The following is a 22,852-nucleotide window of genomic DNA, read 5'->3' on the forward strand; positions in this document are numbered from 1 at the left end:
TTATCGCGCCTCCTTTGTGGTACGGTTATAAATTTGCATTTGATGACTGTTTAATTCTTTATTCAGCGACTGTTGAATGTACCGGGCAGCTTCTCTTAATTTAACTTCATCAATACCCGTATTGATTCCCATTTTGTGCAGCATATGAACTAAATCATCTGTTGCCAGGTTCCCAGAGGCTCCTTTAGCATAGGGGCAGCCCCCTAGACCGCCGAGGGCACTGTCAAAAGTCGTAATGCCATGTTGGAGAGAGACCAATATATTAGCCAGCGCCATGCCGTTCGTATTATGAAAATGCATAGCAAGCTTGCTGAAGGGAAGATTACCTTTTATTTCTTCAAAGAAAGCATCCACTTGCTTTGGATCAGCAACACCGATCGTGTCTCCTAAAGAGATTTCATCTACACCCATTTGAAGCAATTTCTCACAGATAGCAGCCACCTGGTTGAAAGGAATTTCTCCCTCATAGGGACAGCCGAATACTGTGGACACATAGCCGCGGACCCTCTTCTTATGATGTTTGGCTTCCTGTACCACTTCAGAAAGTACAGGATACGTTTCATCTATAGTCTTATTAATATTATTTTTGTTATGAGCTTCACTCGCTGACATAAAAACAGCCACCTCATCAAGGTTGGAATCAAGAGCAGCCTGCAGCCCTTTATAATTAGGAACAAGGGCTGCATAACTTATGCCAGACTTCCTCTCAATACCCATAGCTACTTCTTTAGCATCTTTTAACTGAGGGATCCATTTTGGATTAACAAATGAACTGATTTCTATGGATTGAAAGCCGGCATGAGATAGCAGATTAATCCAGTTCACCTTGACTTCAGTAGGAATCTGCTCTGATTCATTCTGCAGTCCATCGCGGGGACCGACTTCTTTAATTGTCACAGCATTTGGCAGTGATTCCATACGTTCACTCCTTACTCAATAATGGCTATAACGTCTCCTTCATTAACAAAATCACCTTCGGCTACTTTTAACTCTTTCACTGTTCCTCCATCTTCTGCAGGGATGGGGATTTCCATTTTCATCGACTCTAATATAGCAATATCTTCCCCAGCAGCAACTGAATCCCCTTGCTGTGCAACAATCTTCCAAACACTTCCTGCCATTGAAGCTTTAATTTCAGTCATTACAATTCCTCCTTAGGATTTTGAGATCGCTGGTAAATAATAATCTTGTATAAATGACGTCGTCGTATGACCTTGCAAGTAATGCTCATTCGTAACAATACGCTTAAGCATCGTTATATTGCTTTTAATGCCTTCGATTTCATATTGATGCAAAGCTGCTGTTAACTTCTGAACCGCTGCTTCTCTCGACTCTCCATGAACGATTAACTTCGCAATCATTGGATCGTAAAATGGAGAAACAAAGGAATTGGAGTGAACAGCAAGCTCATGACGTAGCCCTGGATCCTCAGGGAGGGAAAGCTTTGTCAGTTGACCAGGTGACGGGTAAAACGTGTTCGAATCTTCAGCATAAATCCGTGCTTCAATCGCATGACCATTAATAACAAGATCATTTTGACTAAATGATAATGCTTCCCCTGCTGCAACCCTGAGCTGCTGCTCGACCAAATCAATACCGGTTATTTCTTCTGTCACTGGATGCTCAACCTGGAGACGTGTATTCATTTCTAAGAAATAAAAGTTTTCGTTCTCATCTACTAAAAATTCAATCGTTCCTGCGTTTGTATAACCTAATGTTTGTACGGCCTGCAGTGCGCTATCCCCCATCTTCTTCCGGGTTTCTTCTGATAGAAATGGAGAGGGAGCCTCTTCAATCACCTTTTGATGTCTGCGTTGAATGGAGCATTCCCTCTCAAATAGATGCAGAGCATGTCCGTGATGGTCTGCGAGAACCTGGATTTCAATATGTCTTGGATTTATTATTTGTTTTTCAATGAACATCTTTCCATCCCCAAAGAAAGTTTTGGCACGCTTCTGATTGCTTTCAAAAGCTTTTGCCAGCTCTTCATTCGAAGACACAGACTGCATCCCTATGCCTCCCCCGCCGGCAGCCGCTTTGACCATTACAGGGTACCCGATCTCTTCTGCAATATTTTTGGCCTCTGTTACATTTTCCACTGCTTCCATCGTCCCTGGTACTACTGGAACACCTGCTGCTTTCATTACGTTACGGGCGGCTATTTTGTCCCCCATTTCAGCTATGACTTCTGCAGAGGGTCCTATAAAGGTTAAACCTTCTTGTTTCACTCTTTCTGCAAAAGCTGCATTTTCACTGAGAAGACCATATCCAGGATGGATTGCTTCCGCTCCTGACTCTTTAGCAGCCTTTATAATCTTTTCAACATTTAAATAGGACTCATTTACCCTCGGTTTACCGATTAAATAGCTTTCATCCGCCTGTTGTACATACGGTGCGTCCTGGTCAGCTTCCGAAAAAACGGCTGCAGTTTTTATATTAAAACGTTGACACGTTCGAATGATTCGAGCGGCAATTTCCCCTCTATTCGCAATGAGTATTTTTGAAAACATAGAGCATCCCTCCTTATTTATTCCTGTTTAACGTCTCAAGAGCTGCTTCTTTTAATTTGTATTTCTGGATTTTTCCGCTGGCTGTCATCGGGTATTCATCTGTAAACCGAATGTAGCGTGGAATTTTATGTTTGGATATCCTCCCATTACAAAATTCCCGAATATTTTCTTCATCAGGGTCTCTGCCTTCTTTAGGAATGACGTAGGCCATAATTTCTTCCCCGTATTTGGCATCTGGTATCCCGACCACTTGAACGTCAAGGACATCAGGATGCTGATATAAAAATTCTTCGATTTCACGTGGATAAACATTTTCGCCGCCTCTTATAATCATGTCCTTCATGCGTCCGGTAATTTCCACATAACCGTCCTCATCCATTACAGCGATATCCCCTGTGTGCAGCCACCTGTCTTGATCGATGGACGCCTGGGTTGCTTCCTCATTTTTGTAATAGCCCTTCATCACAAGATAACCGCGGGTACACAGCTCACCAGGTATGCCGGGTTCACACTCTTCCTGAGTAGCAGGATCCAGCACTTTGACTTCTACATTAGGGTGAGCTTTACCTACTGACCGGACACGCCGTTCTATAGGATCATCTGTTCTCGTCTGAGTAATCACAGGGGAGGATTCAGTCTGGCCGTAAGCAATCGTAATCTCATCGGCCCCCATTTTATTCATGACGTCCTTCATGACTTCCATTGGACAGGTAGAGCCGGCCATAATTCCAGTTCTTAACGTCGTGGGTTTATAGTCGGTAAAGCTTGGATGATTAAGCTCTGCGATAAACATTGTGGGAACCCCGTGCAGACCCGTACAGCGTTCTTCTGTTACAGCTTTAAGAACGGCTTCTGGATCAAACTGTTCGAGAATGACCATTGTCGTTCCTTTAGAAACAGCTGCCATCGTGCCCAGTACGCATCCAAAGCAATGGAAAAAGGGAACAGGAATACATAATCGATCTTCATAAGTGAGGCGCATACAATCAGCTACCTGGTTTCCATTGTTCACGATATTATAGTGGCTCAGCATTACACCTTTAGGAAAACCTGTCGTGCCTGAGGTGTACTGCATGTTAATGACATCCGTATAATGGAGAGAATCGTGCCGGTCAGATAACATGCGGTCACTAACAGATTGGCCGGCATGGATCACGTCATCCCATGTATAGCAGCCTGGATACTCGTTATCACTTAATACAATTACATTCTTTAGACATGGCAGCCTCTCACTCTGCAAGTCTCCCTTAGTCGAATGGTCTAGCTCTGGACAAATTTCTCTTAAAATATCGATATAAGAAATTCCTCTGAAGCTTTCCGCTAAAATAAGCGTAGAAGCATCAGACTGCTTTAAAAGATATTCCAGCTCCTGAGCTCTGTAATTTGTGTTTACAGTAACGAGCACTGCGCCCATTTTTCCTGTAGCAAACTGGGTAGTCAGCCATTCGGGCTTATTATCGGACCAGATCGCCATGTGATCTCTCTTATCAATACCCAGGGCCATAAAACCTTTTGCAGCTTCATTTGTCATATTATTAAATTCTTTATACGTTTTACGAAGGTTCAACTGGGGATAAATCATCGCTTCATGTTCAGGGTACATCTCCGCCTGCTTCTCTAATAATTCTCCTACCGTCAAGTTTAATAAAGACATGATGGACCTCCTTTATAATTTAACAGCCTAACTGACGAGCAATGACTAAGCGCTGAATCTCAGACGTTCCTTCTCCTATTTCTAACAGCTTGGCGTCTCTTAGGTAGCGTTCAACTTCATACTCCCTCATATAACCGTAGCCCCCATGAATTTGAATAGCTTCATTCGACGCGCGAAATGCTGTTTCAGAAGCGAATAACTTCGCATACGCCGCTTCCTTAGAAAAGTTTTTATTGTGATCCTTAAGCCATGCGGCTTTTAAGACCATATTACGAGCGAGTTCTACTTCCATCGCCATATCAGCCAGCTTGAACTGAATGGCTTGAAAGTTTGAAATCGGCTGTCCGAACTGCTTCCTCTCCTTCGCGTAGGCAAGTGATTTATCCAGAGCTGCCTGGGCGATTCCGACAGCTAAAGCACCAATGGAAATACGGCCGCCGTCAAGTGTATATAAGAATTGTTTAAATCCGCCGTTAAGCTCCCCGAGAACATTTTCTTTAGGAACGTGAACATCTTCTAAAATAATTTCTGACGTATTCGAACCACGAACCCCCATCTTCTCGTAAGGACTCGTAATCTTCATTCCTGGAGTATCTTTAGGAATGATAAAAGCCGAGATTATATTCTTCCCATCGCTGCGTTTCCCAGAGACCGCCGTAACCGTAATAGAACGCGCGTATTCGGCGTTGGTAATCCAGCACTTCTCCCCGTTAATAACATAGTGATCTCCCTGCAGCTCTGCGGTTGTTTTAGTACCACCGGCATCAGAGCCGGCATTTGGCTCTGTAAGTCCAAACGAACCCAATCCTTCCCCTTTAGCTAACGGCACGAGAAATCTTTGCTTCTGTTCTTCTGTACCGAAATAATAAATTGGGCTAGCTCCTAATGACACAGCTGCGGCATAGCTTAATCCGGTGGAACCGCATGCTTTTCCGATTTCTTCAACTGCTAATGCGTAGGTCAGCGTGTCTGCTCCAGCACCCCCGTAATTTTCTGGAAAGGGAATTCCCAGCAGACCCAGCTGTCCCATTTCTTTAAATATATCCTCAGGAAACTCCGCTTTTTGATCAATATCAACAGCTCTCGGGCGAATGACCCCATCCGCAAAATCACGCACCATTTTCCGTGTCATTTCCTGCTCTTTGGTTAACTCAAAATTCATACCATTTCCCCCTTGTTTAAAGACCGACTGGTTGGTCTGTAATGAGCAAAAATAAATGTAAGCGTTTACTTACTATCGTAAAAAAAAGGAACGTGCAGCATTTGATTTTCGTAATAAACGGCTGATTCATCAGGCGGGAGTAAAGAATGGAGAATGATATCAATGAAGACGTCTGCGATTTCATCAATAGAGTAGTCGCCGTCTCTTCTATACCATTTGTACATCCAGTTCACCATTCCCAGGATGGCCATGCTTGTTAACCCGGGCGGCAGTTCTTTCCTGAAGTGGCCGGTCCGTTGACCTTCTGTGATCACTTGGAAAATGAGACTCTTAAATTCATCCCGCTTCTGTTTAATCTGCTCGTTATAAGGCGGCTTTAAGTATTTGCTTTCCTGATAAAAGACAGATAGATGAGGCTTATATAAGTCAAACACTCGAACAAATACTCTGGTAATTTCCTGGATTTTATCTATAGGTGAGCGATGGGTTTCATCAGCACGTTTCGCTTCTTTAGATACGTATGTAATGAATGCATCATGGATGACGTAAAGTAGTTCATCTTTTGATTGAAAGTGATGATAAAATCCGCCTTTAGACGTTTTTGATGCCTCCACGATCTGTTTAACTGTAACACCATGGAAACCATACTCGTCAAATAGTATCAGTGACTGCTCAATGATTCGATCTCGTAAATTTAACATACACCATCCCCTCAGACTGAATATACATTCATCTTATCACAATTTTAATAAAAAACAACATTTCCCATTTCTATAATATAGTTAAGTTTGTTCACCAAACAACCAAACTTTTACTTGCATGCAAAACAGTTAAAGGAATTATTATACAAGGAGGAAATGTCTCATCTTTTAAGAGGAGACAGACGCCATTGCATAAAAAGGCCCTTTCTCAAGTAGAAAGAGCCTTTCTGTTATTAACCTTCTGTGGAAAATGTTTTTTCATACTGCGGTTGAACCCATGTTTCCGTGACCTCTCCGCTATTTTCAACATCAAGAACGTAGGATCCATTACTATAGCGGTCATTAGCTTTAAATTCCATCGGTTGAACGACCTTTAATTCTTCTTTCGTCGTATTTAAAACGATAGTATCCTGGTTCGTCACAATATGAACATCAACCACCTGGTGTGGATTTTTCTTTAACTCTCTTAACATTATGACACCCCGTTTAGCCCTTGACGTGCGCTCAAATTCTTTTAAGCGCATTCGTTTAACAGCGCCTCTATGAGTCGTTAACAGTAGTGACGGATCTTCTTCAGGGAGAAAGACCTGACCGGAAACAACGTATTCTCCCTCTTTAAGCTGGATCGCTTTTACACCGGCAGCCCTCTGTCCGACCGTATTCACTTCGGCTTCTGAAAACCATAAACCATAGGCTTTATTTGAGGCAATGAATAGATCATATAGCCCATTGGTTAAATGAACATCAACTACTTCATCGTCACCCTTTAAATTAACAGCGATTAATGGTTTAGAATGTCTGGTTGCCTGATAGAGTTCCAGTTCGCTCTTCTTAACCATACCGTTCTTTGTAAAGAAAATTAAATAATGATCATCTTTATATTCCCGAATTGGAATAGCGTCAATTAAATATTCTTCTTTATCAATAGATACGATATTCGCAATATGCTGCCCAAGGTCTTTCCAGCGGATGTCCGGCAGCTTGTGGACCGGAAGATAGAGATATTTACCGAGATTCGTAAATAATAAGATCGTATCTGTAGTATTTATTTCTAGCAGACGCAGAACGTGATCTCCATCTTTTATAGCAAGGTCTGCACCGTTAGACGCTCCGTAGGAACGAAGGCTTGTCCTTTTTATATAACCGTCCTTAGTTACAGATACGACAATATCCTCGCTGGCTACGGTCACCTCTAAGTCTACCTTTAACTCTTCTACTTTTTCTTCAATCTGGGTTAATCGGTCATCTGCATATTTCTTTTTCATCGAACGAAGATCAGCTTTGATAACGTTTAACAGTCTGTTTTCACTCGCTAGTAACGCCTGTAAATATTCAATCTGGGCAGCCAGATCGTCTGCTTCCTTCTGTAGATCGGTGATATCCGTATTAGTTAAACGATAAAGCTGTAGTGTGACGATAGCTTCTGCTTGTTCTTCTGTGAACTGATAAGCCTCCATAAGCTGCACCTTTGCATCGGCTTTGTCTTTTGATGCACGTATTGTTGCAATGACATCATCTAATATAGAAATTGCTTTAATCAAGCCTTCTACAATATGAGCACGTTTCTGTGCTTTATTTAAATCATAGACAGACTGACGGGTGACCACTTCTTTCTGATGGGCAATGTATGCATCCAGCATTTGCGGAAGGCTGAGTAAAGTAGGTGTGCGTTCATAAATGGCCACCATATTAAAGTTATAAGCGATCTGCAAATCAGTATGCTTATAAAGGTACTTTAGAACGCCTTCACTATTAGCATCTTTCTTTAATTCAACCACAATTCTCATTCCTGTGCGGTCTGTTTCATCACGCACTTCCGAAATGCCTTCCACTTTCTTATCAATACGCAGTTCATCCATCCGCTTTACAAGTGTAGCTTTATTAACTTCATATGGGATTTCATCAATCACGATCTGTTCCCGTCCGCCTCTGACAGCCTGGATGCCGGCTTTCCCTCGTAATATAATTTTTCCTTTTCCAGATTCATAAGCTTTTTTCAAACCGTCAAGCCCCTGAATAATACCTCCAGTAGGGAAATCAGGACCTTTTAGTTTAGTCATAAGTTCATCCACCGTGGACTGCGGCTTATCGATTCTCATAATTACCGAATCAATGACCTCTCCCAAATTGTGAGGAGGAATTTCTGTTGCATAGCCTGCAGAAATTCCAGTCGCCCCGTTTGCTAACAAGTTAGGGAATTTAGCAGGTAACACAGTAGGCTCATTAATCGTGTCATCAAAGTTAGGTATGTGTTCAACCGTGTTCTTTTCAATATCTCTTAAAAGTTCAGAAGAAATGCTTGATAACCTGGCTTCCGTATACCGCATTGCTGCAGGCGGATCACCATCCACACTTCCGTTGTTTCCGTGCATCTCAACAAGCGATTTTCTTACTTTCCAGTTCTGACTTAAACGTACCATCGCATCATATACAGAAGTGTCACCGTGAGGGTGATAGTTACCGATGACTGTACCAACGGTTTTTGCTGATTTTCGATACGCTTTATCGTGTGTGTTTTTTTCTTGATGCATCGCATACAGGATCCGGCGCTGTACCGGCTTTAACCCGTCTCTTGCATCTGGTAGAGCCCGTTCCTGAATGATGTACTTACTATAGCGCCCAAACCGGTCGCCCAGTACTTCTTCTAGTGGTAAATCTAAAAATTTTTCTGCCTCAGCCAACAGAAGATCCCCCTTTTATTTCTCTATTTTCTCATTTTCTAAAATGTTAGCTTCGTCTTCAAGACCGAAAGCGACGTGGGATTCAATCCATTTACGGCGAGGTTCAACTTTATCGCCCATTAACGTTGTTACACGACGTTCTGCACGTGCGAGATCATCAATCGTCACTCGAATTAATGTTCTAGTTTCTGGATTCATCGTGGTTTCCCACAGCTGATCGGCATTCATTTCACCAAGCCCTTTATAACGCTGGATCGTGTAGCCGTTCTTTAAAACTTTTATTATTTTCTGCATTCCTTCTTCATCCCAGGCATATTCGGTCTTTTCTTTTTTACCTTTGCCTTTGGAAACTTTGTATAAAGGCGGCAGAGCAATGAATATTTTACCTGCTTCTACTAGCGGGCGCATATAACGGTAGAAGAAAGTAAGTAATAATACTTGAATGTGTGCACCGTCAGTATCAGCATCAGTCATAATTACAATTTTGTTATAGTTGCAATCTTCAACGTCAAAATCCCCGCCTACACCGGCTCCGATCGTGTTAATAATTGTTGAAATCTCTTCGTTCTTAAAGATGTCAGCAATTTTTGCTTTTTCAGTGTTTATTACTTTTCCACGTAAAGGCAGGACTGCCTGAAACTTACGGTCGCGCCCCTGCTTGGCTGAACCGCCGGCAGAATCCCCCTCTACTAAATACAGTTCATTTTTTTCTGCATTCCGGGATTGCGCAGGAGTGAGCTTCCCGCTAAGCAAAGCATCCTTCCGCTTACGTTTCTTTCCTGAACGAGCATCTTCCCGGGCCTTCCGTGCTGCTTCTCTTGCTTCTTTTGCCCGTATAGCTTTTTTAACGAGCATCGAAGATATATCCGGATTTTCTTCCAGGAAGTAAGATAACTTTTCAGCAACGACAGCATCCACTGCTGAACGGGCTTCAGAGGTGCCCAGTTTGCTTTTAGTCTGCCCTTCGAATTGCAGCAGCTCCTCTGGAATGCGGACGGAAATAATTGCTGTAAATCCTTCCCGAATATCATTACCTTCTAAATTTTTGTCTTTTTCTTTCAAGTGCTGGGCCCGTCTGGCATAATCATTAAATACACGGGTAATTGCAGACTTGGCCCCGGACTCATGTGTACCTCCATCTTTTGTGCGTACATTATTGACAAAAGAAAGGATGCTGTCTGTAAACCCATCGTTAAATTGAAAGGCAAAATCAACTTCAATCTGAGTATGCTCCCCTTCAAAAGAAACGACGGGGTGAAGTGTATCCTTTTCTTCATTTAAGTAGGAAACAAAGGATTCAAGCCCATCATTAAATTGATAGGATTCCTCCACTCCCTCCCGCTCATCTTTTAACTTAATTTTAAATCCTTTTAAAAGAAACGCTGCTTCCCTCAGCCTTTCAGATAAAGTTTCGAAGTTGAATTTGGTAACGGAAAAAATAGAGGTGTCAGGTTTGAAATGGATGGTTGTTCCTGACTTCCTTGTAGACCCTCGATTCTCAAGTGAGGTTACGGGTACACCGCCATGCTCAAACCTTTGATAAAACTTTTCTCCATCACGGCAGATATGAACCTCCAGCCACTCGGACAGGGCATTAACGACAGATGCACCAACACCGTGCAAGCCGCCGCTTGACTTATATCCGCCTTGTCCAAATTTACCTCCAGCATGGAGTACAGTTAAAATGACTTCGGGTGTTGGTTTTCCGGTCTGGTGCATTCCTGTTGGCATGCCGCGCGCTTCATCCGCAACAGAAACACTGTTATCACGGTGCAATGTGACCGTCAGCTGTTCCCCATACCCGGCTAACGCTTCGTCAACAGAATTGTCTACAATTTCATATATAAGGTGATGGAGACCTCTTTGATCTGTCGAACCTATATACATACCCGGCCTTTTTCGAACAGCCTCCAGCCCTTCTAATACTTGAATGGAATCATCTGAATATACTTGATTTTGACTCGACAATTTTCCATCGGCTCCTTTCTACACGACCTGCATACTACTATATTAGAACAAATGTTCCCGAGTGTAAACGTACAGGTATAAACATCACTTGTTATATTGTAGCGGTTTTACGAAAAGACGCAAATCTATTTTCATTATCATACACGAAAAAACCCCTGTAGAAACAGGGATTTTTCATCACAATGATTTTATTTTACCAAAGCATGCGTTACTTTAATACAGTTATTCATAACGACTTCTATCTTTGTGTCTTTTAATATGGAAGGCACATCTTCGTGAAATACACCCTGCTGCGCCCAAAATGCTTTAGCATTTATCTCCTTAGCTTCTTTTGCAAGGTCAGGAAGAAAGTTAGACCTTCTGAACACATTTATAATATCGACCGGCTCCTCAATCTGAGATAATGAACTATAGGCAGGCTCACCCAATGCCTCCGTTATTTCAGGGTTAACTGGTATAATCTTATAGCCCGCCTCCTTCATAGCCAGACTGATTTGATAAGATGTACGGTAAGGTTTGTTAGATAAGCCGACCACAGCAATGGTTTTAGAATCCTTTAAAATTGAGCGCAGTATGTCCTGACCAGGGTTTTTAAACATTTTTCAGCCTCCTATTCTTCTAATAGACCATTTTCTGTAAGGTAATCACGTGCAACGTCTTCAGGGTCGCGGTCGTCAAAATCAACCTCATAATTCATTTCTCTCATCTCGTTATCCGTAATTTGTCCACTGAGTTGATTTAAGGCTTCTTCTATATCAGGGTACTGCTCAAGTGTTTCTTCTCTCATAAGAGGGGCTCCCTGATAAGGCGGGAACAAATTCTCTGGGTCATCCAGTACTGTTAAATCAAGATCAATCATATAACTGTCTGTAGCATAGGCATCGATAATGTCTACGTCTCCGTTTTCAATGGCTCCCTGTCTTAATCCGGGGTCCATTGTTTCTACTTCCGCAAGGTCCAGGCCATAAACCTCTTTCATGCCTTGATAACCGTCCTGACGGTCGTTAAATTCTAATGTAAAGCCTGCAGTGATTTCATCCTGAACGGATCTTAGGTCACCTATAGTTTCAAGATCGTATTGGTCAGCGGTTTCTTCTGTAGTAGCCACCGCGTACGTATTATTAAATTGCATAGGCTCAAGGAAGGCCAGGTTGTACTCTTTTGACATACCTTCTCTGGCTTGTTCATAAACCTCTGTCTCATCATTGCTGTCTGCTTCATCTTCTAGAAGCGAGACAATAGCTGTTCCTGTAAATTCAGGATACATATCAATGCTTCCTTCCTGTAAAGCACCAAATACGAGATCCGTTTTGCCGAGGTTCTCTTCCAATCCTACGTTCAAATCTGTCTCGTCTTCAATCAGGAGTTTGTACATATTTATTAAAATTGCGGGTTCAGAGCCCATTTTTGCTCCGATTGTAATATCATTTTGTATTTTACCTCCAAAAGCGAGCGGTCCTACTGCCACGAGAGCTGCAATGGAAAGAAGAATGACGAGTGAACGAAAACCTGACTTTGCTGACGTCCTTTCAAATAAACGTAAAATTAAATCAAGCACAATGGCAAGGACTGCTGCGGGAATAGCTCCTAAAAGTATTAAGCTGGCATCGCCTCCGCGGTCTAATCCCAGTAGAATTAAGTCACCGAGACCTCCTGCACCTATTAATGCCGCAATGGTTGTCGTCCCTACAATTAAAACCATAGAAGTTCTAATCCCTGCCATTATTACCGGCATAGCCAGAGGCAGTTCTACCTTTGAGAGCCGGCGGAAAGAGTTCATTCCCATACCTGTGGCTGCTTCCCGCAATGCAGGATCCACCTCTTTAATTCCAGTATAGGTGTTCCTGAGTATTGGCAGTAAACCATAAGCGGTTAAAGCAATGACCGCCGGTGTTTGCCCAATCCCAAAGAAAGGAATAAGAAATGCAAGAACTGCTAAGCTTGGTATGGTTTGTAATATAGCTGCCACTCCAATAATCGGCTCAGCGATCCGTTGTTTCCGTGTTAAGATCAACCCTAAAGGAACGGAGATTAATGTAGCGATAACGAGGGCAATAATTGATATTTGCAGATGCTCCCATACTTTCTCTAAAAAGATATCCTGCCGTTCCTGAAACACATTTATAAAGCTGTTCATGACTGGATCACCTCACCTTTTGTCCTCCTATGTTTTTTCAGGTGAAGCACCATGTCTTTATAGGATAAGGTTCCAATCAGTTCATTATTCCGTGTAACAGGCAGCAGGGAATAGTTCTCCTGCTCAAAAAAGCTCATTGCTTCAGCTAACGTATTTCCATGTTCAATTACCGGCATGTCTACTTTCCGGCCCTTATGAACTCCGAAAGCAAAATTTCCGTTCGATTTTTTTACAGTATAAGTTTCATCAACAGGAAGAGCTCCAGCTTCAAACTCCTGTAAAGAATATACATGCTGTTGGGTTTGATCGATAATTACATCTACAGCTGTCTGCCACGGAGATTTTCTTCCTCCTATAAAGTCCTCTACAAAAGAGTTGGCTGGATGCAGAATTAAATTCTGGGGCTTATCTACTTGAACAATCTCTCCATTCTGCATTAAACAAACCCGGTCGCCCATCGCCAAAGCTTCATCTATATCATGAGTCACAAAAACAATCGTCTTCCTTATCTCTTTATGAAGGGATAAGATATCCTTCTGTAATTGTTCGCGGCTGATCGGGTCTAACGCACTGAAAGGCTCATCCATTAAAATAATATCAGGATCTGCTGCTAACGCACGTAAAACACCTACCCTTTGCTGCTGCCCGCCGGAAAGCTCGCTTGGCTTTCGTTTACGGTGTACTTCTGGATCAAGACCTACCATTGTCATTAACTCATCAATTCTATTTGTGAGATCTTTTTTATTCCATTTTTTCATTTCCGGTACCACAGATATATTTTCTTCTATTGACATGTGCGGAAAGAGTGCAATTTCCTGAAGTACGTATCCGATGTTCCAGCGCAATTCGTGAATGTTATATTCCTGGATGTTTTTATTATGTATAAAAACTTCCCCGTCTGTAGGTTCAATTAATCGGTTAATGATTTTCATGGTTGTTGTCTTGCCGCACCCGCTGGGACCGATGAGGGTTAAAAGCTCTCCATCTTTCACACTTAAATTAATCGATTTAACCGCTTCAGTTCCATCGGGATATTTCTTAGTTACATTTTTAAAGGTGATCATTTCTTTCCCCCTGTGATAACAAATTTCAACATTATATTCCCCAATTAATGAAGAAACAAAACCTTGCGCTGCGTTTAAGTCTGTATCTGCCGCAGCCTGTAAAAAGCGTAAACGTTCTTAATTATTACTTTTAGAACTGAATAAAGCGGTATAGCAATCAGCATTCCGATAAATCCATACAATGCAGCTGCTACAATTAATAATAAAATGATGGTTAACGGATGTACATTCAAACGATTCCCAAGAACAACCGGCGCGACAATGTTCCCCTCTAATTGCTGTACAACTATAAGAATAATAAAAACGTAAATAATCATAGCTGGATCTTGAGTTAAACTGACGATTACTGCCGGGAGCACACCAATAAGCGGTCCGAAAAAAGGAACGACAGCAGTTATAAATACAAAGAGGCTGAGTACTAATGCATAATCAAGACCGATTATTAAATAACCGATGAACATTAACACAGCATCCGTAAACGCTACAGTAATCTGGCCGATAATATAAGCACTCAAAGTCTTATCTACGTTTTTGAGAATCGTCCTTCCTTCCTCCTGGTGGCCGGCCGGGATATATTTCATTAAGAAAGGAATGAGCCGATGCCCGTCTTTTAAAAAGAAAAACAGGACAAAAGGAATAACGACGAGAACGGTTGCAGCTCCAGTAATTGCGGATAAAATTTCAGTGGCATGATCGCCGGCTGCACTAGTTAAATCACCAAAAAAGCTGGATGCCTGCTGACGCACCCCGCTCATAGAAACCATGCCCATGTCATTTTCCTGGATTGTTTCTTCGGCTTCCTTTGCGCTCTCTTTTAAATCATCAGGTAGATCAGAGGAAATCCCTGAAACCTGTGATTGGACAGTAGCTGCCAGCAGACGGTACATAAGGTAAAATAAACCGGCTCCTGCTGTATAAACTATTAATATAGCTACAGGTAAAGGAATATACTTAGCCTTCGCTAAGAATTGAACGACGGGTTTAAATATGTAATAAATGAACCCGGCTATAAGAATAGGGTAAAACAAGGTACTAATAATTGTAGTGACTGGAGCAAATGCATCAAGTAATGTTAATAGATAAATACTGATGAGAGCTAAAATGAATCCAGTCATATATTTAAAATAAGAATGCTTAATCCACATTGACTACACCTCTTTAATAGTTATTACAGAGATGTATACCTCAACCAGGCCCTCATTAATCTTATTTCGCGTGAGAGATCAAGTAGTTATAGCATTGTTCATCACTTCCTGCACATTCAAAAATTCCGTCAGCAGTGATTTCAATCAAGCCAAAATTATTTTTACTAAGTACATATTCATTCACCTGTAATGATGCTATTTCATTTCCCAGCTTTTTAATTTCGGTATAGAGCGGATCCGTGCAGTCACCGGTATAATCAAAGAGATTCGCTTGTTTCATTCTGTCACGCTCCCTTGCCTTCCTTACTACCTATATTCGACATCAAGACTTTATTTCCTTCTCATCTAAACGCTGCCAAATTATTTGCTAGTCATAAGAAACAATGTAAGAATAGAGGTTGAACTTTTAAAGTTACTGGAAGGGAGTTTTTTGATGAAAATGATCGACATTACACAGCCCGTTTATGAAGGGATGCCGGTGTACAAAAACAAACCTGAGAAACAGCCGAATTTTAAGAGCAGTACAAACGGACATGTAACAGAATCGCGTCTTGAACTGGATGCTCATACAGGAACGCATATCGATGCACCATTGCATATGGTGAATGACGGAGAAACTTTTGAAACCATCTCTATGAATAAGCTTATTGGAGAAGCTAAGGTTTTTGATCTGACTCATGTTAACGATGGAATTACTAAAGAAGACCTTGAGGAATTGGATATTCAGCAAAACGATTTTATTTTGTTTAAAACCCGCAATTCCTTTGAAGATGACTTTAATTTCGAATTCATCTTTCTAAAAGAGGATGGAGCACGATATTTAGCAGAGAAAAAGATCCGCGGAGTAGGAATTGATTCCCTGGGCATCGAACGGAGCCAGCCTGAACACCCTACTCATAAGTCACTCTTTGCTGCGGACATCATTGTTATTGAAGGATTAAGGTTAAAAGATGTAGAACAAAAATCTTATCAAATGATTGCTGCGCCGATGAAGCTTGTCGGTACTGATGCTTCCCCTGCACGAGTGTTTCTTTTTGATAAAGATCAATAATACCTTTGACGGCTTGTGGAGAACCTTCTGGTTTTCCGCAGGCTCTTTTCTTTTCGCAAGAATCATCGCTACGTCCTACCAAACTTCCTCATCGTTCTTTATGAAAAATTTATCAGGTAATGAGATAAACCACTTGATCGATAGAAAACAAAAAAGGATAGCTCTTCAGCCATCCTTTTTTGTTTGTTATTTTATTTTTCCATCCATTCTGTATGGAAGGTCCCCTCTTTGTCGACTCTCTGGTAAGTGTGTGCCCCGAAATAGTCGCGCTGGGCCTGCAGAAGGTTTGCTGGAAGAGTTTCTGTACGGTAACTGTCATAATACGCCAGAGCACTTGAAAATGCCGGCACAGGAACCCCCCGCTCAATAGCCAGCGAGAGTACCTCACGAAGGCTGGACTGATAATTTTCTGCAATGTCGTTAAAATAAGGATCAAGCAGTAAATTATCCAGATCGCTTTCACGATCGTAAGCTTCCTTAATCTTTTGAAGGAACTGAGCCCGAATTATACAACCACCCCGGAAGATCATCGCGATATCTCCATACTGAAGATTCCAATCATAATGCTCAGAAGCGGAACGCATCTGCGCAAACCCTTGCGCATAAGATACAATTTTACTCATGTAAAGAGCTTTTCTAATCGATTCAATTACTGCCTGCTTATCTCCGGTAAAGGGTTTATGTTCCGGTCCGCTCAAAATTTTACTAGCTTTGACCCGCTCTTCTTTCATCGCTGAAATAAACCTTGAGAAAACTGATTCAGTAATAACAGGAAGCGGTACTCCAAGCTCAAGAGAACTGATACTCGTCCATTTTCCAGTACCCTTCTGTCCAGCTGTATCTAAAATCACGTCAACCAGCGGCTTTCCTGTTTCATCATCTGTTTTAGTAAAAATATCAGATGTAATTTCAATTAAATAGCTGTCCAACTCGCCTTTGTTCCATTCAGAAAATACTTCGTGCAGCTCTTGAGCAGATAAGCCCAGTACATTCTTTAAAATAAAATAGGCTTCTGATATCAGCTGCATGTCTCCATACTCAATCCCGTTATGCACCATTTTCACATAATGACCCGCTCCATCAGGACCTATGTATGTTGTACATGGAGTTTCATCCACTTTAGCAGCAATCGCTTCTAAAATAGGCTCTACGTGTTCATATGCTTCCTTTTGTCCGCCTGGCATGATAGAAGGTCCCGTTAATGCACCTTCTTCGCCGCCGGATACTCCTGTACCAATAAAGTGGACACCTGATTCTTTCAGCTCATTGTTTCTGCGGATTGTGTCCTGATAGAAAGTGTTTCCACCATCGATAAGAATATCACCTTTATCTAAATGAGGCAGCAGCGATTCGATGGTGGCGTCAGTCGCAGGTCCTGCCTTTACCATTAATAAAATTTTTCTCGGCTTTTCCAGAGATTGAACAAATTCTTCAATTGTAGAGGCTCCATTGAAATTCTTCCCTGAAGCTTCATCATTAAGAAATTCATCTGTCTTTTCTTTCGTACGGTTATAAACGGATACTGAATAACCTCTGCTTTCAATATTTAAAGCTAAATTCTTTCCCATAACCGCTAATCCAATTACACCAATTTCCTGTTTCAAAACCTTCATCTCCTTTTATATTTCAATACATTAATCCTAAATTAATCTGCAGTTTACCACCATTGAAAGCTGTCCTCATCAATTAATCTATCTGCAGCCTTCGGTCCCATCGAACCTGCTTCATACAAGTATAATGGTGCTTCATCCTGCTCGTAATCATCCAATATTGGCTGCACCCATTCCCAGGACATTTCCACTTCATCCCAGTGAGCAAAATAAGTCTGGTCCCCGCGCATAGCATCTAAAAGCAACAGTTCATATGCTTCAGGCAGTTCCCTCTGATCACGGGAGAAATTAATATGAACCGGCTCAAGCTTTCCGTTATTTAAAGAGTTTTTACTGTTCAATTGCAGAGTAACTCCCTTATTTGGACTAATTTCTATGATCAGCAGGTTAGGGGCCAGTTCTTCTTCCTCATATCTTTTGCCGTAAGGACTCTTAAATTCCATAACAATTCTAGTGGACTTCTCTTTCATGCGTTTACCTGTTCGGATATAGAAAGGAACACCTTCCCAGAATTCATTATCAATCCATAAACGGGCAGCGATATAGGTATCATTTCTTGAAGAATTCTCAATGCCTTCTTCATCCAGATATCCTTGTACATGCTCATCATTTATAATTCCTGGACCATACTGGCCCCGGACAATATTTTTAGCCACATCTTCTTTTGATAGAGGACGGAGGGCTTCCATAACTTTTTTCTTTTCGTTTCTTATATTTTCAGCATTAATTTCATTAGGCAGGCGCATCGCTGTCATCATTAATAACTGAAGCATATGATTCTGTACCATATCTCGAATAGCGCCGACCTTATCATAGTAACCGGCTCTTTCTTCCACTCCTACAATCTCACTGGCAGTGATTTGCATATTTGCAATATACTTTTTATTCCAGAGAGCCTGCAGTACAGGATTAGAGTGCTCTAAAGCTTCAAGGTTCTGGACCATGGGCTTTCCTAAATAATGGTCGATCCTGTAAATTTCTATCTCTTCAAATACGGCACTGATCTTCTTATTTAATTCTCTTGCCGACTGTAAATCATGACCGAACGGCTTCTCTATAATAAGCCGCTTCCAGCCCTCAGTATCACTCAGGCCGCTGTTTTTCACATTAGTTATAATCACATCAAACAATTTGGGTGAAACAGATAAATAAAACATTCGATTTGCTTGAATGTTTAATTCTTTTTCCCTTTGATTGACATAGTTGTAAAGGTCCTCGTATGCTTCGGGCTCCGTCACATCCAGTGGATGATAACGAAAAGCTTGAAGAAATTTATCCATCGACTCTTCATCTACGGAACTTCTGGAAAACGTACGTACCGCATCCTCCACATTACCTTTAAATTCTTCATGCGACCACTGTCTTCGGCCTAAACCTACGACTGAGAAAGAATCAGGCATGGAACTATCTATAAATAAATTGTACAAAGCTGGGTAAATTTTTCGTTTTGCTAAGTCACCCGTTGATCCAAACAAGATAAACGACATAGATTCCAATAGCTTTTCCTCCACTTTCAAGATACTTTTATACTATTCTGTTTCTTCAAAATACTACTCTCGTTACATTAAGATATTGGGATCGATTACACAAGTAATAATTTGACAATTTGGACAATATTATAAATTTATCCCAACATGTAACCCCTTTAATCCTTGATAATATCCGATTTTTGTGTTTTTTCATATTCTTTGTACACTAAATATTTTAAGCTATAGAAATGAGATGTCAAAAATAAATAGCTGGAAAGGATAGGTAAGAACAAAAATAAACCTTTAATCATCGCTCATTACAGGTTTTTAATTTGATCTAATATTCATATCGAAAACTGCACGTATACCAGGTCCATCTCCCTTGATTTAGAAGCTTGAAGGTTGTACTCTGTCCACCTCCGAATCTATTTTGACGGTCTGTCTGGGATGATCAAACCGTTTTAGATAAATACTCCTTTTCTTCTGTGAATTGTATTAAGTCTGGTTCCTATTATTCCTCTTCTGATTACAGCTAAGAGGAGCTTTATAACACAAAAAGAACTTTTATTTAAAATACTAGATTCCATATAAGATTTTTGTTCTTTAACACCAGATATAATGATAAACTAATGACAAAGGCGTAAGGAGTTGTGCATCATGGAATACTTTATTTTTATTATTTTGGCTTACTTAATAGGAGCAATTCCCTCTGGTCTTATCGTAGGTAAACTGGGATATGGTATAGACATACGTGAACATGGAAGTGGAAACTTAGGCGGGACAAACACCTTTAGAGTGCTTGGGTTAAAAGCGGGTCTTGTAGTCACAACTGCGGATATTTTAAAAGGGACGTTGGCGACGGTCCTTCCATTATTATTTGGTGCAGAGATCATCACACTAGTCATCGGGCTTTTTGCAGTTATTGGCCATATGTATCCGGTATTTGCAGGGTTTAAAGGTGGAAAAGCAGTGGCAACCTCAGGTGGAGTCATCCTGGGTGTAAACCCGCTAGTATTTGCCATAATTTTAGCAACATTTTTTCTGCTTCTCTATTTAACCAAATACGTATCGCTGTCCTCTATGGTAACCGGGGTCGTTGCCTTTGTGGTGACCTTACTCCTTGGAGAGTTTGGCTTATCCATTGTTATTGCGATCATGACTATTTTTGTTATATACCGTCATCGAACCAACATTAAGCGGATATTAAATAAGACAGAGCCAAAAATTACGTGGATGTAAAAGCAGCAGTATTAGAGAAACCTGCGGAAGCCTATTGCCGCGGGTTTCTCTATGTGTGTATAATCGAGCTTTGAAGACACATCATAAAAGCAATAAATTTTATTAACGTATTTACATATTGTATACTTTGATGTATAGAGCTGGTCTGAAAGGAGCCTATGTTATGAATCAAGCAGAATTGAATAAAACAAAACAACTTCCTCCTAAAGAGGATCGTCATAAATTATTTGGATCGGTGGATCCAGGACCAAGAACCAAACCAGTCGAGAAGGATAAGATGGCTGATTTGCAAAACTCAAAAAAAGATTTTCTTTTCCAGATAGATATGGTTGGAATTTCAAATGTAAAGCACCCGATTTCTATTCCCAGTCAGCTGAGTCCCGAAATTCAAACCACTATTGGAACGTTTACATTCGGCTCTTCCATTGCTCAGGGAAGCAAAGGTACGAATATGAGCCGCTTTACGGAGCAGCTTGACAAATATCATCATGAAGGATTTGCCATCGATGTTGAAACATTAAAAAGTTTCACTTCAGAACTTGCCGATAGACTCAAACAAGAAGATGCTGAGGTAGAGGTTTCTTTCCCGTGGTTCTTTGAAAGGAAAGGACCCTACTCCCAATTAACAGGAATGAATCATGCGGATGCTTCAATCGCAGTAAAATATGATCGTACTAAAGGATTTGATGTGACCGTAAGTCTTACTGGAAAAATTACAACATTATGCCCTTGTTCGAAAGAGATTAGTGAATACAGCGCTCATAATCAACGGGGCAACGTGACGATGGAAGTGAAGCTTACTGAAGACTTCGATGAACAAAAGGTTGACTGGAAGGCTGTGTTACTAGAAGCAGCAGAAAGTAATGCAAGTGCACGCATTCATCCTGTTCTTAAACGTCCGGATGAGAAGATGGTTACAGAGCAGGCTTACGAAAACCCAAGATTTGTTGAGGATATTGTAAGACTGGTTGCAGCAGACTTGTATGAATATAACTTCGTAGAAGCCTTTACAGTGAAATGCCGCAATGAGGAATCTATTCATTTACACGATGCCGTCGCTTCACTAACCTATGATAAAAAACATGAGCTTGAATAAGGTATTTTATGAAATATATAATGATCGCTGTTCTATCTATTTATCGCAAGTTCATCAGCCCGCTGACTCCGCCGAGCTGCCGCTTTATGCCTACCTGTTCTGAATACGGAATAGAAGCATTTAGAAAGTTTGGATTCATAAAAGGCACTTGGCTGACTGTAAAAAGAATATCGAAATGTCATCCATTTCATAAAGGTGGTTTTGACCCTGTTCCTTTAAGCAAAAAAGAGAAAAACAGCTGATCATCTTTTTAGGTTTATGATTCTCTCTATAAAGGAAAAAGATTTACAGATTCAGAAAAGTAGGAGATGAGGTTATGAACTTGAAAGTAACGGAAGAAGCTGCGAAATGGTATAAAGATGAATTAGAATTAAACGAGGATGCTTCGATTCGTTTTTATGTGCGCTATGGAGGAGTTGGCGGTCTTCAGCCGGGGCTGTCTCTGGCCATTAAGCAGGTGGAAGCCGCTGAACCAATAGCAGAAGACAAGGCGGGGCAAGTCCACTTTTTCATTGAAGCTGATGATGAATGGTATTTTGATGATCGTTCCTTAACTGTTCAATATAATGAAAAATGGCAGGAGCCTGAATTTATATATGATTAAATAAAGCGCCGCAATTATGCGGCGCTTTATTTTTTCCTTAATGAAAATCGGTGAATCTGCTCCCATTGCCTTTCGCTCGTCAATACTTCAAGCTGCCGCGCTCCAAACAAATCAAAATGAGGATGTTGAGGGTCACGGTGGATCCATTCCTTTTTAAGGCCGTATTGACTGCCCCATTGAGCCAGCTTATCAATGTTGGCACAGCCTGCTTTTGTAACCGTATCACATCCGGGAAAGCGGTCATCCAGCCAATAATGTGTTAAAAATGCTATACTTCCCGCTTCTACACTCTGCTTCCAATTTGACAACTCTGCCCTTTTTACTCCGAATGCCATTATTCCGACTTCTCCATTGCTCTTAAATACGCATCATGCCAATCGGGAAAATGCTTTCTAATCGAAACAGGACGGAAGGTATCCTTTTTAACGATAACGTGTTTAGTTTCTCCTGACACCGCAAGCTCCCCATTATGATGCTCTACATGATACCCATAGGTAATTCTCAAGCCGTCATAAGCCTTCACCCACGTTTTCACAAAAACTTCATCTCCGTAACGAACGGGGCGTTTGAATTGGATGGAAGCATCAACGACTGGAGATACTACTCCTTGTTTTTCTATTTCATGGTAATAAAACCCTAAATCTTCGATAAGAGATGTACGTCCAATTTCAAACCAAACAAGATAATTAGCATGATAGACCACACCCATCATATCTGTCTCCTGGTAACGGACGTTAATTTCTGTTTTATTAGTAATCATT

General features: G+C 41.2%; 22 protein-coding genes. 5 read left to right on the forward strand and 17 right to left on the reverse strand.

Translation table 11 applies throughout. From position 1 onward, the window contains the following. The 13 genes from LF822_RS03205 to LF822_RS03265 form a co-directional block, all read right to left on the reverse strand. Positions 1–918 (reverse strand): hydroxymethylglutaryl-CoA lyase, encoded by a 918-nt coding sequence (locus LF822_RS03205; RefSeq protein ID WP_253922512.1) that lies wholly within the window; start codon positions 916–918, stop codon positions 1–3. 11 nt (positions 919–929) lie between these two features. Continuing rightward, positions 930–1,142, reverse strand: coding sequence for an acetyl-CoA carboxylase biotin carboxyl carrier protein subunit (locus LF822_RS03210; protein WP_253922513.1), 213 nt, complete (start codon positions 1,140–1,142; stop codon positions 930–932). Between the two features lie 12 nt (positions 1,143–1,154). Continuing rightward, complete coding sequence (locus tag LF822_RS03215) at positions 1,155–2,510, reverse strand: acetyl-CoA carboxylase biotin carboxylase subunit (RefSeq protein WP_253922514.1); 1,356 nt, start codon at positions 2,508–2,510, stop codon at positions 1,155–1,157. Between the two features lie 13 nt (positions 2,511–2,523). After that, on the reverse strand, positions 2,524–4,164 hold the full coding sequence (locus LF822_RS03220) for an AMP-binding protein (RefSeq protein WP_253922515.1): 1,641 nt from the start codon (positions 4,162–4,164) through the stop codon (positions 2,524–2,526). 19 nt (positions 4,165–4,183) lie between these two features. Further along, complete coding sequence (locus tag LF822_RS03225; RefSeq protein ID WP_253922516.1) at positions 4,184–5,326, reverse strand: acyl-CoA dehydrogenase; 1,143 nt, start codon at positions 5,324–5,326, stop codon at positions 4,184–4,186. Between the two features lie 65 nt (positions 5,327–5,391). Then, a complete protein-coding gene (locus LF822_RS03230; protein WP_253922517.1) occupies positions 5,392–6,027 on the reverse strand; it encodes a TetR/AcrR family transcriptional regulator in 636 nt (211 codons plus the stop codon). A gap of 233 nt (positions 6,028–6,260) precedes the next feature. Continuing rightward, positions 6,261–8,708, reverse strand: coding sequence for a DNA topoisomerase IV subunit A (parC, locus tag LF822_RS03235; protein ID WP_253922518.1), 2,448 nt, complete (start codon positions 8,706–8,708; stop codon positions 6,261–6,263). Between the two features lie 15 nt (positions 8,709–8,723). Beyond that, complete coding sequence (gene parE, locus LF822_RS03240; protein ID WP_253922519.1) at positions 8,724–10,676, reverse strand: DNA topoisomerase IV subunit B; 1,953 nt, start codon at positions 10,674–10,676, stop codon at positions 8,724–8,726. 188 nt (positions 10,677–10,864) lie between these two features. Further along, on the reverse strand, positions 10,865–11,275 hold the full coding sequence (locus tag LF822_RS03245; protein WP_253922520.1) for a CoA-binding protein: 411 nt from the start codon (positions 11,273–11,275) through the stop codon (positions 10,865–10,867). Positions 11,276–11,286: 11 nt separating this feature from the next. Further along, on the reverse strand, positions 11,287–12,813 hold the full coding sequence (locus LF822_RS03250) for an ABC transporter permease/substrate-binding protein (protein ID WP_253922521.1): 1,527 nt from the start codon (positions 12,811–12,813) through the stop codon (positions 11,287–11,289). After that, positions 12,810–13,877 (reverse strand): ABC transporter ATP-binding protein, encoded by a 1,068-nt coding sequence (locus LF822_RS03255; RefSeq protein WP_253922522.1) that lies wholly within the window; start codon positions 13,875–13,877, stop codon positions 12,810–12,812. Before LF822_RS03255 ends, LF822_RS03250 begins: the two co-directional genes overlap by 4 nt. A gap of 74 nt (positions 13,878–13,951) precedes the next feature. Then, complete coding sequence (locus LF822_RS03260) at positions 13,952–15,022, reverse strand: AI-2E family transporter (protein WP_253922523.1); 1,071 nt, start codon at positions 15,020–15,022, stop codon at positions 13,952–13,954. A gap of 61 nt (positions 15,023–15,083) precedes the next feature. Further along, positions 15,084–15,302 carry a hypothetical protein gene (locus tag LF822_RS03265; RefSeq protein ID WP_253922524.1) on the reverse strand — a complete coding sequence of 73 codons (219 nt, stop codon included), beginning with the start codon at positions 15,300–15,302 and terminating at the stop codon, positions 15,084–15,086. A 153-nt stretch (positions 15,303–15,455) separates the two neighbouring features. On the opposite strand from LF822_RS03265, the gene LF822_RS03270 reads away from it, so the two are divergent. After that, a complete protein-coding gene (locus tag LF822_RS03270) occupies positions 15,456–16,073 on the forward strand; it encodes a cyclase family protein (RefSeq protein ID WP_253922525.1) in 618 nt (205 codons plus the stop codon). 191 nt (positions 16,074–16,264) lie between these two features. Here the strand turns inward: LF822_RS03270 and gndA are convergent, their stop codons facing one another. Next, on the reverse strand, positions 16,265–17,677 hold the full coding sequence (gene gndA / locus LF822_RS03275; protein ID WP_371925815.1) for an NADP-dependent phosphogluconate dehydrogenase: 1,413 nt from the start codon (positions 17,675–17,677) through the stop codon (positions 16,265–16,267). Positions 17,678–17,730: 53 nt separating this feature from the next. After that, positions 17,731–19,179 (reverse strand): glucose-6-phosphate dehydrogenase, encoded by a 1,449-nt coding sequence (gene zwf / locus LF822_RS03280; protein ID WP_253922527.1) that lies wholly within the window; start codon positions 19,177–19,179, stop codon positions 17,731–17,733. A gap of 630 nt (positions 19,180–19,809) precedes the next feature. On the opposite strand from zwf, the gene plsY reads away from it, so the two are divergent. The 4 genes from plsY (at position 19,810) to LF822_RS03300 (ending at position 22,091) form a co-directional block, all read left to right on the forward strand. Further along, the gene (gene plsY, locus LF822_RS03285; protein ID WP_253922528.1) at positions 19,810–20,391 is read left to right on the forward strand and encodes a glycerol-3-phosphate 1-O-acyltransferase PlsY; all 582 of its coding nucleotides are present in this window, start codon (positions 19,810–19,812) and stop codon (positions 20,389–20,391) included. 163 nt (positions 20,392–20,554) lie between these two features. Further along, entirely contained in the window at positions 20,555–21,487 is a 933-nt protein-coding gene (gene folE2, locus LF822_RS03290) for a GTP cyclohydrolase FolE2 (protein WP_253922529.1), read from the forward strand. Between the two features lie 8 nt (positions 21,488–21,495). Next, entirely contained in the window at positions 21,496–21,729 is a 234-nt protein-coding gene (gene yidD / locus LF822_RS03295) for a membrane protein insertion efficiency factor YidD (protein WP_253922530.1), read from the forward strand. Between the two features lie 74 nt (positions 21,730–21,803). After that, positions 21,804–22,091 carry a HesB/YadR/YfhF family protein gene (locus LF822_RS03300; protein WP_253922531.1) on the forward strand — a complete coding sequence of 96 codons (288 nt, stop codon included), beginning with the start codon at positions 21,804–21,806 and terminating at the stop codon, positions 22,089–22,091. A 26-nt stretch (positions 22,092–22,117) separates the two neighbouring features. Here LF822_RS03300 and LF822_RS03305 read toward each other — a convergent pair whose 3' ends face one another. Both LF822_RS03305 and LF822_RS03310 read right to left on the reverse strand, forming a co-directional pair. After that, positions 22,118–22,426 (reverse strand): hypothetical protein, encoded by a 309-nt coding sequence (locus LF822_RS03305; RefSeq protein WP_253922532.1) that lies wholly within the window; start codon positions 22,424–22,426, stop codon positions 22,118–22,120. Further along, the gene (locus LF822_RS03310; protein WP_253922533.1) at positions 22,426–22,851 is read right to left on the reverse strand and encodes an acyl-CoA thioesterase; all 426 of its coding nucleotides are present in this window, start codon (positions 22,849–22,851) and stop codon (positions 22,426–22,428) included. The genes LF822_RS03305 and LF822_RS03310 overlap by 1 nt, the downstream gene beginning before the upstream one ends. Position 22,852 lies beyond the last annotated feature (1 nt).

Source organism: Halobacillus sp. A5 (assembly GCF_024189315.1).
Classification (GTDB): Bacteria; Bacillota; Bacilli; order Bacillales; family Halobacillaceae; genus Halobacillus_A.